This window comes from Streptosporangium amethystogenes subsp. fukuiense (genome assembly GCF_042665875.1).
Lineage (GTDB): Bacteria > Actinomycetota > Actinomycetes > Streptosporangiales > Streptosporangiaceae > Streptosporangium > Streptosporangium fukuiense.
On record NZ_JBHTEE010000001.1, the window covers coordinates 5,524,234 to 5,536,831 of the forward strand.

Consider the following 12,598-nt stretch of genomic DNA (forward strand, 5'->3'; position numbering starts at 1 on the left):
ACACTCTGGACGGCGTGCGCGCCGTCGCCTCGCTCGCGGTGCTCGTCTTCCACGTCGCGAGCGAGTCCGGTGCCGCGCTCCGCGAGGGTTTCACCGGCGCGCTGCTCTCCCGCGGCGACGTGGCGGTGCCGATCTTCTTCGCGCTCTCCGGACTGCTGCTCTACCGGCCCTACGCGGCCGCGCTGCTGTGCCGGACCCCCGCCGTCCACACCCTCGCCTACCTGTGGAAGCGGGCGGTGCGCATCCTGCCCGCCTACTGGCTGGTGGTCGTGGTGGCCATGTTCATCTGGTCACGCGACCACACCTCCGACGCCTGGAGCTGGCTGACGCTGCTGACCCTCAACCAGAACTACGTCACCGAGGCCTGGTGGTTCGGCCTGGGGCCCAAGGGCCTGGCCCAGATGTGGAGCCTCTCGGTCGAGGTGGCCTTCTACGTCCTGCTCCCCCTGCTCGCGGCGGGCCTGGCCGCCTTCGCCCGGCGCGGCGGAGCGGACGTGCACCGGCGGGCCCGGCGGCTGCTGGCGGGCCTGGGCGCGCTGATCGCGCTCTCCTACGTCTGGACGCTGCTGACCTACTACCCGGAGTACCGTCCCTTCCTGAACAGCTGGCCGCCCCGCTCGATGATCTTCTTCGCGGTGGGGATGGCGCTGGCCGTGGTGCTGGCCTGGATACGCGCCACCCCGGACGCCGACTCCCCCGCCCGGCGTTTCGAACGGGCGGTGTGGGCCTCCCCCGGCTCGTGGTGGCTGGTCGCCGCCCTGGCGTACGCCGTCGCCGCCTCCCCCGTGACCGGAACCCGCTTCCTCGGCATCGACGGCGTCTGGTCGGGCCTGTTCGAGCTGACCCTCTACGCGATCGTGGCCCTGTGCCTGCTCGTCCCGGCCACACTGCCGCCGCCGGGCGACTCACCGGTGAAGGTCCTGCTCGCCAACCCGGTGATGAGCTTCCTCGGCCGCATCTCCTACGGCGTCTTCCTCTGGCAGTTCGTGGCCATCTACCTGTGGTACGGCTTCACCGAGCAGCAGCAGTTCTCCGGCAACTTCCTGGGCAACCTGGTGCCCGTCACCGTCATGACGCTCGTGATGGCCACCCTGACCTACCGGTTCGTGGAACAGCCCGCCCAGCGCCTCAACCGCCTCATGCGCCCGCCCCTCCGCCCAGAACCGGCCGAGGGATCGGAGCGGCGCCCCTAGGGCTAGGAGGGCTGCCCGCCCTGGGGGACCGGGGCCCCGAGGGCGACACCGGTCAGGCAGAGCGGGGCCGTCGGGTCGTTCATCACGATGTTCATGCCCCTGCTCACCCCGGTCACCGGGAAGTGGACGAGCCCGCCCGAGGTCTCCTTCAGGCTGAGCACGATCCGTTCCTCACCGACCTCCACGGTCACCGAGACCGGCCGATCGGAGATGTAGGCCAGCGCGCCCGCGGTGGCCTTCCCCCCGAAGGAGATCGCGTCGGGGAAGAACGCGGTGCCGTCCAGGGTCGGCATGCACCGCTCGCCCTCGCCCCGGGCGGCGAAGAAGCCGAAGACGCTCATCGGCACCAGCTTGCCGTCCTTGTCGAAGACCCGCGCCTCCTCGGACGGTTCCGGATGCGTCATCCTGACCCGTATGGCCGGGCGGGCCAGCGGAGCGAGCAGGTGGCTGCTGAGCCGCCGTTCACCGTTCACCGGCAGCACGATGTCGTCGGGGAGCGGGGTCGGATAGATCACCACGTTCTCCGGCGCCGCGGCGAGCTGTTCCCTCGCCGTTTCCAGGTAGGCCCGGACCCGGTCGCCGGTGAGGGTGTCCCGATAGGCCCCGATCGAGACCATCGACAGGATGAGGTAGGCGCCCGAGGTCAATCCCGCGACCAGGGAGAGCGAGGACGGTGCGGGCAGCGCGCGCCGGTAGGCACCGCTCTCCCCCTCGACCGGCAGCAGGGCGAGCCCCAGACAGATCGCCAGGATCACGACGGCGTCGGCGACGTAACGGGTCTCCAGGCCCACCAGTGACGTGTAGCTGCCCCGGGCGATCACCGTGGGGACGGCGTCGGCGAGCAGCAGGTAGCCGGCCAGGACGATCCAGGCCCGCAGTGCGCGGCGCCGGTGGAGGACGGTGACCACCAGCAGGGTCGCCAGGATCACCCAGGAGCCGATGACGAGGGCGTCGGAGGGCTCGGCCAGACCGCCGACCGCGGTCGGCGACCAGTCGATCGGGCCACCGATCGCCCCGCTGGGGAACGTCCGGCCCAGCAGGAGCGAGAGCAGTTCGGTGGTCACGTCGGGATCGGGCATCGACGCGCCCTCTCCCGGCGCGGTGCCCCTCCTGGCGAGGTAGAGGACCGTATAGGCGGCGAGCGCCAGCACGTGCGCCGACCAGAGCCGCCAGTGCCGCCGTACCTCGCCGAACGCCGAGGCGATCCAGCCCGTCTCCCTCTCTCGCAGAAAGGCCGTGGTCAGGGCGAAGAGCAGGAACGTGACGAAGACCCCCTTGGTACTGAAGGCCATCCCGACCCCGCACCACGCCAGCGCACGCCAGCCGTACCGGCCGCCCTCGCCCCGGCTGAAGCGGAGCTGGTCGGTCAGCGCGAGGACGAGGACGAGCTGGAGCGGGACCGCGTTGATGGCGGCCGCCCACCAGCCGAACGCCGGGATCGCCAGCGGGGAGAACAGGATCAGGATCAGCAGCGGCAGGATCGCCGGCCGGGTGCCGAACAGGTTCCGCAGCAGCCGGAGCGCCAGCACGCTGAACAGCGCCTGCGCGACGAACGTGACCCCGGCCACCAGCAGCCAGTCGTAGGGCGCGATGCGCGAGAGCACCCAGGTCAGCGCGAGGGCGCCGGGCATGAAGTGGCCCTTGTGCACCCGGGTCACGAAGTCGAGGGTGAGGTCGCTCCGGTAGGCGTCGCCGACGAAGAGCAGGTCGTCCTCGACGAAGTAGGAGTCACGCAGGATCAGCAGCCGCAGCACCAGCGATGCCACGATGAGCAGGGCGGCGCCGAGCAGCACCGGGCTGCGGAGGGCCGCCAGCCAGCCGGGCAGCACGATCCGCAGCGCCGGTGGCTCCGGCCGCTCCGGCCGTTCTGTCTCCGTGGCCTCCACTGGCCCTCCCCTGCTGATCCCCGTGTTCCGGCGGAACACCCTACGATCGTGAAAAGTTCGCTGGCGATGCGGTGTTATGCTCCGCCCCACCTGGTTTGTTCTACTCCGTAGAGGAGCAGCGTTGGAGACCCACCCGGCATCGTTCCGTGCCACCCTGGGCCGGTCTGTCGCCCTGCTCAGCGGTTTCCGCAAGGAGCAGAGCGACCCGGACTTCTTCTACGGCATGCTGGCCAGGGACACGGTGGCCCAGCTCGCCTCCTACACCGAACTGGACGGCGCGCTCGTCGCGGACGTCGGCGGCGGCCCCGGCTACTTCACGGACGTGCTGCGCTCCGTGGGCGCCCGGCCGGTCTGCGTGGACTGCGACGCGGGCGAGATGATGGCCCGCCAGGGCGCCGCTCCGGAGGGCGCCGTGCTGGGCAGCGCGCTCGACCTGCCGCTGGCGACCGGCTCGGTGGACGTCTGCTTCTCCTCCAACGTGCTGGAGCATGTGCCGGAACCGTGGCGGATGGCCGACGAGATGGTCAGGGTGACCCGTCCCGGTGGCGTGATCTATCTGTCCTTCACCAACTGGCTCTCGCCCTGGGGCGGCCACGAGACCTCGCCCTGGCACTATCTCGGCGGCCACCGCGCCGCCGAACGCTACACCCGCAGGTACGGTAAGCCGCCCAAGAACCGCTACGGCGAGAGCCTCTACCCGGTCTCGATCGGCGCGGCGCTGCGCTGGGCGAGACGGCAGCCGGACGCCACGGTCCTGGACGCCCTGCCCCGCTACCACCCGCGCTGGGCGACCCCGGTGATCCGCGTTCCCGGGCTGCGCGAGATCGTGAGCTGGAACCTGCTGCTCATCCTGCGCCGCCACTGAGCACCCCCTCCGGCACCGCCATGCCGAGCACCACCGCGCGCAGGCAGGTCCCGCCGTCCTGGACCGATATCCGTACCGGCCCCGAGGCGACCCCGGCCGGTAGGTAGACCCGGTCCCGGTCGGCCCTGAGCGGGACCTCGGTCCGCCACCCGCCCCTGAACACCGTGGCGCGCGTGTCCCTCGGCACCCGGTAGTCGATGCGGAGGATGTTCCCCGCGCGCCCGTCGGGCAGATCGGCGACGGCGGTGCGGTCGCTCACCGGCAGGCAGCCGCCGTCCCCGGCGGTCATCTGGGCTCCGAAGACCGCGGCGGGCACCAGATGGCCGCGATCGTCGAAGGTCATCGCACGATGAGCCACACCCGGGTACCTGATCCGCTCACCGAGAGCGCCTTCGGCGAGCGGGCTGAGCGCCCGGGAGGTCAGCCGGTCCTCGACGGCCTGCCAGGGGAAGAGCATCCTGTCGGGTATCAGCGCGGGGTAGACACCCGTCTGGGGGTCGAGCCCGGCCAGGTCCGCGCGGGCCGCGTCGAAGTAGGCGCGGTTGCGCTCGCCCGGCAGCCCCTGGGCGAATCCCGCGGCCGACACCAGGGTGAGCGCCACGTAGGCGCACGCGGCGGGAAGAACGAACGGCGAGACCGCGCCGTTCCCTGGCGAGTCCTGCCCCGGGGGCCCGGCTTTCCGCCACGGCATCAGGACCAGGGCCAGGCAGACGGCGAGCACCGGCGTCGCGTCGGCGATGTAGCGGCTCTCGAAGGCGTGCTGCGCCGACCCCGACCGGCTGAACATGATCAGCAGTGCGTCCGCGACCAGCAGGTAGCCCGCGGCCAGCGCCCAGGCACCGGCCGCCTCGGGGCGCCTGCGGCAGGTGCTCACGACGACGATCGCCAGGACCAGCCAGGCCACGATGACCTCGACGGCCCGGTGGGCGACCAGGGGACCCGCCGTGGTCTCCGCCCCCCAGCTCAGCGGGCCGCCCACGAGCAGCGTCGGCACCGTGCCTCCGAGGAAGTCCCCGAGGTACTCCACGGCCGTGTAGAACTCGGGGAGCGCGAACCCCCGCCCGCCGCTCCGCCCCGAGGCCAGCAGGTACCCGGCCAGATAGGCGCCGCCCACCACCAGGTAGGCGAGCCAGAGTCCCCAGTGCCTGCGCACCGCCCCGGCCACGCCGTGCTCGCGGGCCAGCAGCAGCACCGTGAACAGCAGCAGCACCGGCGGGATGAGCAGCGCCTTCTCGAAGAAGAGCAGCCCGGCGCACGTCCAGGCGATCCCGGTGAACGCGTGCCCGGCGCGGCCGGTACGGATCAGCAGCAGCTGGGAGCGGATCGCCATGATCATGGCGATCTGCAGCGGCAGGATGTTGAGCGCCGCCGCGAACCAGGTGCCGGCCTGGAAGTTGGCGGGCGCGAACAGGAAGAGGGTGAACGGGACGAGGATGAGCGGCCTGGCGCCGCAGAGCAGGCGCAGCAACCGGTAGAGCGCCACGGCCGCGCCCGCGTACAGCGCCATGATCACGATCGAGACCAGGCCCCAGTCGTAGGCGGAGATCGCCGTCAAAGCCCGGACCAGGGCGAGGGCGCCCGGCATCAGATGGCCGATGTGCACCCGGAACAGGTGGTCCCAGCCGAAGGGTTCGGCCAGCGCCCTGCCGACGAAGACGATGTCGTCCTCGGCGAAGTGGGAACGGCTGAGCAGCCACCCCTTGACCACGAGCCCGGCGAGCAGCAGAAGCAGCGCCGCGACCGTGAGCCCGTGCCGCCGGGTGAACGGACTTCGCGTCCAGCCGGGCAGCCGCAGCTCCACCTCCACCTGGCCGCCGCTCATCCGCGCTCACGCTCCGATCCGGCACCGGCGGCACTGGGAGGCCACACCCGCTCCATGACGACGCCGACGGGCTTGGGAGGCCACACCCGTTCCATGACGACGCCGGCGGACTGAGCGGGCTCGGCGAGCTCGGCCGGCCCCGGACCGGCACCGGCAGGCTCCGGAGCCCGGGGAGGTCTGCGGCGACGCAGGCCCCAAAGCCCCAGCAGGAGTCCGGCGGCGAGGAAGACGGCGGGCAGCAGGTCGCGGACGACGAGGACCCAGCGGGTGAAGGCGCGGACATCGGAGACCCTGACCTCGACGTCCTCCTCGGACATCACCAGGTCGGCCCTGAGACTCTCCCTGCGCTCGATGTTGTCGGGGGTGCGCAGTCCCTGGCGGTGTCGTTCCTCCACCTTCACGGTCAGGCCGCTCTCCGGTTCGACCCAGAGCGTGCGGGTCACCTGGGCGTAGCGGGAGACGCCGATGGCCCGCCAGGCGGGCAGCCCCAGCACCTTTCCCGGGAACTGCTGGGGGAAGTCCTCGATCTTCACCGGGCCGGCCGTGTAGGTGTAACGGTAGGTCCGCAGACCGTTGATCTGCTCCTGGCGCTCGTAGTGGAGCGGAACGGCCAACCGGAGCGTCGTGTCGTACATCGGGTACGAGCGCGGCTCGGCGCGGAACGGCAGGCGGAAGGCCAGGCCCGACTGCCGGGCTTCGGGGTCCTCGTCGACATAGCTCTCGCAGCAGTCGACGGCCATCCCGGTACGGCGGTCGAAGGCGGTCCGGCGCTCGTGGTAGTCGATCCTGTTCCCAGCGGCGGTCGTCAGCGAGGTGAACTCCACCCACACCGCCACGTTGGCGTTCCCGGCTCCCGCGTCCCCGCTCAACGTCGTGGTGGACACCAGCGGGACGCCGGTGTGCGCGGTCAGCGTGCCCGTGTCGAAGTAGTCGGCGTCCTGCGCGACCATCCGGTAGGTCCTGCCCTGCTCCAGCGGCAGGACCAGCACGCTCTCGTAGACGTAGAAGCGGAACAGGGCGGCGAGCGTGAGCAGGAAGGCGCCCGCGCCCACGAACACCGTCCGTGGGATCCTGGCCTGGGTCACCGGCCCACCACCACCGATTCGGACTCGGGTTCGGGCCTGCGGGCCGCCGTGCGGCGCGGCGGAGCGGGCGACGCGGCCGGGGCGTGATCGGGAAGCGCGGCCGTCAGCCAGGCGAGCGCCAGCAGACAGAGCACCTGCGGCACCACACCGGTCAGCGGCCCGGTGAACGCCTCGGTCGCGTCGACCCCGCCGTAGAAGGTGCCGGCGGCGAGCGCGAGACCGGCCAGGCCGAGCGGCACGGCCGACGCCCAGGGGGTGGCCACCACGCCCGCCAGGCCGGGGAGCACGCCGAGCCGGGCGTGCCTGGCCTGGGCCATCGCCCCCAGCCAGGCGAACAGGACCGCCGCCCCGGTGACGATCGCGGCGCCCGCGAAGCCTCCGGCCCACAGACCGAGGAGCGGGACGAACGGCCAGACCCAGAGCGCCCGGATCGCGGCGGGCCCCGTCCCCGGCGACCGGGCCGGCCGGGCGGGACGGATGAGCGCCAGCGCCACCACCAGCAGCACCAGCGTCCAGCCGCCGGCCAGCGCCGTGCGGTAGGTGAAGTCGGGCTCGTAGCGCATGGTCACGACACCCTGGCCGGCAGGCAGCTCCCACGCCTGTCGCCAGCCGTCCAGCCTGACCGGCTTCAGCTGCCTGCCGTCGAGGGACGCCTGCCAGCCGACGTTGTGGTTCTCGTTGACCACCAGGTAGGAGGGGACCGTGGTGGAGACCTGGACCTGACGCTCCCCCTGCCCCCACACCCGCGCGGTGGCGGGCGTGGCCGCGACCGCGCTCCGGGTACCGTCGCCGGACGCCCGCACCACCATCGACTCGATCCTGAAGGCGTCGCTGGGGGACGCGCTGATCCGCGCCTCCCCCGCGCCCAGCTCGACCGGCTCGCAGGTCCGGTAGCCGAGCGGGCGGCCGTTGACCACGTCGTCCAGCGTGCCCCCGACGATCTCCGTGGCCGCCGGGTTGCCGTTCACGGTGAGCGTGGGACCGTAGCCGCAGGGCAGCCTGAGCGGGAAGGACGCCAGGGAGCCGATCGGTTTCACCCCCGGAATGGTGATCTCCGATACCTCGACCGTCCGGGACGCCGGGGCGATGAAGCCGATCTCCAGGCGATCGGCGCGGATCGGTGCGAAGGAGACGCGCCCGTCGGGGCCGACCCAGCCCTGCGCGGTACGGCCGCCGCCGCGCACGCTCACCTTGATCGGCGGCTGCCCCAGGAACGAGTCCGGGAAGAGGACCATGATCTGCGAGATCGTGATCTTCTTACCGAGCTTGACGGTCAGCGTCGGACGGCGGTCGCCGGTCTGGGCGTACCAGGCCGTGTCCAGGTCGCCGTCCATGGCCGCGCGGCCGAGCACGGCCGGGTGGTCGACCAGCGTGGAGGAGGCGCTCACCTGGGGGTAGACGCCTGGGATGGTGGTGAGCAGCTGAGCCGAGGCGGGGTCGGTGAGCACCGTCCTGCCGGTGACGGCGCGTTCCCCGGCGTCCCGGACCGTGAAGGTGCGGTCGAAGCCGGAGCCGTCCTCGCCGGTGATCTCCAGGGACGGCGAGCAGGTCCAGGTCGCCGAGCCGTGCATGCACGGCGACGCGGTCCCCTGGCGGGTCAGCAGCACCGTGCCGGGATCCCGCTCGCCGTCGGCGGGAACGACGATGCTGCGCGTCGCCCGCACACCGGGAATCGCGACCTCGGTGATGCCGACCCGGGTGCCGACCCGCGACGCGGGCTCCGAGGCCAGCTTGGTGACCCGGATCCGCAATCGGGAGGTCTTGCCGGCCGGCGGGTTCAGCAGCTGCGGGTCCGCCGAGTCCGCGACCGGCACCAGGCGCGTTCCCGCGTCGGTCTCCAGGGCGACCTCCGCCACGGCGGGCCCGAGCCTCCCCCTCTCGAACGCGACGGTGATCCTCGGCATGTCGACGGGCTCGACGAGGCGTACCTCCAGCCACTCCCCGACGGCTCCACCCCAGCCGTCGGAGCGCCATCCGGTGCGCGGGTCGGCGTCGAACGCCGCGTACGGCTGCCGTCCGGGGTCGCGCCGGTCGGCGGCCCCGATCTGCGACTCGGCGGAGGAGGCACGCACGTCGAGGACGCTGGAGTAGCGGGCGGTCGCGGTGGCGGCGGTCCAGGCGGGGTCGGTGAGGTCGCTCTCCCTGCCGCGTTCCAGCGGCTGGTCCTCGGTGAGCGTGGCGGTGCCGATCCGGCGCAGGTCACCGAAGACGATCTCGCGGCGGCGCAGCGTGTCGGTCATCACGGTGTGCTCGGGGGACGTCGCGCCCGCGCCCGGCTCGTCGCCGACCAGCATGGGCCGGTCATCGTCGAGCAGGCCCTCCTCGGCGAGGGCCAGCGCCGCCTCCGGGGCCCCGGTCACCCTGAGGGTCCCCTCGCGGGGCACCGTGGCGACGAGCGGCGCGGGGTCGGGGACCGCGTAGACCTCCAGCGCCTGGTAGGGCTGCTCGAACCAGCCCGCGGCCGTCGTGCTGGCCCTGGTGCCGAGCTCCGGGCCGAAGGCGGCGACCCGTTCCAGGCCGGTGGACTCGGTGATGGTCTCGTGTACTCGCGCGGGCCAGGCGGTGCCCAGGCTCTCCCTGGCCAGGTCGTTGCGGACGAGCAGGTAGGTGACCCCCATCCGGCGCAGCGCCGAGGTGAGTCCCGGTGAGCCCCTGCCGGTGGCGAAGCGCTCGTCCACCGCCTGGACCAGCCTGGCCAGTCCCGGCGACCCCCAGGGGACGTTGGTGTGGGTGGCCCAGCGCACGGTCAGCAGCGACTGCATGGGCTCGTCCATCGGACGGCCCCACAGGTACTCGCCCCGGCGCGACCCGGGGGCGGCCAGCACCATGCCGTCCCCGGTGTTCCGGTTCAGCCAGGTCGCGGCGTCCCGCCAGTAGGACGGCACATCCTCGAACGCGCCGGTCGGGGTGACGCCCGCGGTGGCGACGGGCAGCGCGCCGAGTGCGACGAGGACCGCGGACGCCGCGAGGACGGGTCTGCGCAGCCGCGCGGGACCGGCCAGTGGCAGGGCGGCCAGGCCGAGGGCGAGCGGGAGCCGCAGTAGCGCGTCGAACTTGTGCAGGTTGCGGAAAGGGGCGAGGGGACCGTCCAGCAGCGCCCTCACCTGCTCGGTCCACGGGTGGGCGAGCACGTCGGCGTGGCCGGCGGAGACGATCACGACCCCGGCCAGCAGGCTGATCGCGAGGAATCCCCGCTCCGGGGTGGAGCGGGCGGCGATCCCGGCCAGGCCGAGCCCGGCGACCAGCGCGGTCAGCGCGATCATCACGGGTCCGGTCGCCTGCTCGAACGCCGCGGGCAGGAACGCCGCCCCGTCGACCGGCAGGAACGCGATCCAGCCCGAGGTGCCGCGCAGGACGTTGATCAGCGAGGTGACGTACGTGGTGGCGTCGGCGGTCTCGATGAAGGGCAGGAAGGAGAAGATGTAGCGGCCCATCACCAGCAGGGGCAGCAGCCACCACATCGACACCGCGCCCACACAGCCCAGCCACCACAGCAGCAGGTGCCTCCTGCGGGGTCCTCGCTCACGGGTCAGCAGGTACAGCAGCGGCACGACGAGCACGGCGAGCACGGCCACCGCGTTGATCCCGCCGGCGAACAGGAGGGCCAGCGCCGACAGGGCCGCCGCCCTGCGCGGGCTCGCCCGCTGCCCGGCACCGTGCACGAGCGGCAGCAGGATCCAGGGCAGCACCGCGCTCGGCTGGAACTCCGAGGAGTTGACCCCGATCAGCGTGACGGCGTGCGGCGCCAGGGCGTAGGCGAGCCCGGCCAGTACGCGGGTGACGGGGGTGCCGATGTCCATCGCACGGGCCACCCGCTCGACGCCGACGAACGCGGCGCACAGGACCAGGGTCATCCACAGGCGCTGGATGTTCCAGGGGGGCATGTCCAGCGCCTCGAAGAGCGCGTAGAACGGGCCCATCGGGAACAGGTAGCCGTGCGCCTGGTTCTGCAGGTGACCGAAGAACGCGCCGTCCCACAGGTGCATCGCCCGGGCGAGGAAGCCGAGGGGGTTGAGCGCCATGTCGAGCTTGGTCTCGGAGATGACCTGGCCGGGCGAGGTGTTGAACGCGATGGCCCCGAGCAGGAGGCAGCCGGCCAGCAGGTGCAGCCGGTGTCGAAGCCGGGCGGGCCCGGTGTCCGTGCTGTCAGGGGTCAATGCGGTGCTCAAATGGGGTCGGTCTCACCCATGGCGAGATGGAGGTCGGGGGTCCTGACCGGCGAGCTCACCGCGCTCACGGGCTGCTGTCGGCGGGCGGCTACGGCGAGCTCTGTGGCGATAAGTCTGGTTATAGTAGCGCCAGTTCTTCCCCAGGTGAACTCGCCCGCCCAGGTCCGGCAGGCCTGCTGGATCGCCGCGCGCCGCACGGGGTCGGCCAGCTCCCCGATCGCCCGGTCCACCGCGTCCGCGAGCGTCTCGCCGTCCCGGACCAGCCAGCCGGTCACCCCGTCCTTGATCGAGTCACGCAGCCCGGCCACGTCGTAGGCGACCGTGGGCACGCCGAAGGCGGCCGCCTCGATCACGGTGAGACCCCAGCCCTCGAACTCCGAGGCGGTCACGTTCAGCAGGGCCGAGCCGAGCACCGCGTTCTTGCCCGGCTCGCTGAGGAACCCGTGCAGGTGCACGCGGTCGGCGACGCCGAGCTTGGCCGCCACCGCCGCGAGGGCGTCGGACTCAGGTCCGCGGCCCACCACGTGTACCCGCAGCCCCGGACGGCTCTCGGCCAGCTCGGCCGCCAGGCCGACGACGCGGTCGACCCGCTTGTGACCGACCAACCGGCCCAGGTACACCACGGCGGGGTCGCCGGGCAGGGGATGCCGCGTGACCGAGCGGGCCGCCGGGCTGCCGTTGGGGACGACCTGGATCGGGGCCAGCCAGCGCAGCCTGGCGCGGAGGTCCGTCCTGGAGGACTCGGAGACCGTGATCGTGGTGCGGCGGCGGTAGAGCAGCCGGGCCACCGGCCCCTCGATGAAGCAGCCGATCCTGGCCAGCCAGGAGGGCAGGAATGCGTGGAACTGCCGGTCGTGCACGTGATGCACCAGGCAGATCACCGTGGTGCGGCGCCGTACCACGAGGGGGGAGAAGAACGGGATGCCGTTCATCGAGTCGATGACCACGTCGAAGCGGCGGCGGTGCAGCAGCAGCCAGAGCGGCACGAGCAGGTAGACGAGGTAGCGGTTGCCCATCCTGCGCAGCTCGACGTCGTTGCGCCGTTCGGCTCTGGCCTGGCCGGGCTCACGGCCGGTCACGAAGTGGACCAGGGCTCCCTGGGCGATCAGGTAGCGGCTGACCTGCCAGGCGTACTCCTCGGCGCCGCCGGCCGCCGACTGCTGTGGCTCGCGAAAGTTCAGCACCGCCACCCGGACCCCGCGCAGGGACGTCTCGGGGGTCTCGGTGACCTCCATGCTCAGGTTGGGCCACGATGGGTTGAACAGACGGGGTCCGGCGTTCACGTTCCCGCCGGAAAAGGCCACGGTGTCGGCCACACTGTCTCCTCGATCCTCTACGGCGACGCGCGCCCGGCTCGGGGCATGGCGGAGCCACGCTCCGTACTGCCATTGGTGTTCAGCCTGAGCGGCTGGGGAAAGACCGCGTCCGAGGGGCCCTTGTCCGGCCCCTCGGATCACCTGTCGCCGTAGTTGTACAGGGGCCGGTTGGGCGGCTCCGGTGTGGGGGCGGCCACGTTCACCACTGCCACGGAGGCACCCACCGCAAGCACCGTGCCAACGGCCAAGGCTGCGATCACTC

The 12,598-nt window shown here is 72.3% G+C and carries 7 protein-coding genes; 2 read left to right on the forward strand and 5 right to left on the reverse strand.

What is annotated here, in order from left to right; genetic code table 11:
• Window positions 1-14 precede the first annotated feature (14 nt).
• On the forward strand, window positions 15-1,193 hold the full coding sequence (locus ACFQVD_RS23570) for an acyltransferase family protein (protein ID WP_343973661.1): 1,179 nt from the start codon (window positions 15-17) through the stop codon (window positions 1,191-1,193).
• Between the two features lie 2 nt (window positions 1,194-1,195).
• On the opposite strand, the gene ACFQVD_RS23575 is transcribed toward ACFQVD_RS23570, so the two are convergent.
• Complete coding sequence (locus ACFQVD_RS23575) at window positions 1,196-3,079, reverse strand: hypothetical protein (protein WP_343973664.1); 1,884 nt, start codon at window positions 3,077-3,079, stop codon at window positions 1,196-1,198.
• 76 nt (window positions 3,080-3,155) lie between these two features.
• On the opposite strand from ACFQVD_RS23575, the gene ACFQVD_RS23580 reads away from it, so the two are divergent.
• Window positions 3,156-3,944 carry a class I SAM-dependent methyltransferase gene (locus ACFQVD_RS23580; protein WP_386272054.1) on the forward strand — a complete coding sequence of 263 codons (789 nt, stop codon included), beginning with the start codon at window positions 3,156-3,158 and terminating at the stop codon, window positions 3,942-3,944.
• Here ACFQVD_RS23580 and ACFQVD_RS23585 read toward each other — a convergent pair.
• Genes ACFQVD_RS23585 through ACFQVD_RS23600 form a run of 4 tightly spaced genes read right to left on the reverse strand, consistent with a single transcriptional unit; the run spans window position 3,925 to window position 12,336 of the window.
• Entirely contained in the window at window positions 3,925-5,766 is a 1,842-nt protein-coding gene (locus tag ACFQVD_RS23585; protein WP_343973670.1) for a hypothetical protein, read from the reverse strand. The genes ACFQVD_RS23580 and ACFQVD_RS23585 overlap by 20 nt on opposite strands.
• Window positions 5,763-6,851, reverse strand: coding sequence for a DUF3068 domain-containing protein (locus ACFQVD_RS23590; RefSeq protein WP_343973673.1), 1,089 nt, complete (start codon window positions 6,849-6,851; stop codon window positions 5,763-5,765). The genes ACFQVD_RS23585 and ACFQVD_RS23590 overlap by 4 nt, the downstream gene beginning before the upstream one ends.
• Complete coding sequence (locus ACFQVD_RS23595) at window positions 6,848-11,020, reverse strand: alpha-(1->3)-arabinofuranosyltransferase domain-containing protein (protein ID WP_343973676.1); 4,173 nt, start codon at window positions 11,018-11,020, stop codon at window positions 6,848-6,850. Before ACFQVD_RS23595 ends, ACFQVD_RS23590 begins: the two co-directional genes overlap by 4 nt.
• A complete protein-coding gene (locus tag ACFQVD_RS23600; RefSeq protein ID WP_343973679.1) occupies window positions 11,017-12,336 on the reverse strand; it encodes a glycosyltransferase family 4 protein in 1,320 nt (439 codons plus the stop codon). Before ACFQVD_RS23600 ends, ACFQVD_RS23595 begins: the two co-directional genes overlap by 4 nt.
• Window positions 12,337-12,598: the final 262 nt, after the last annotated feature.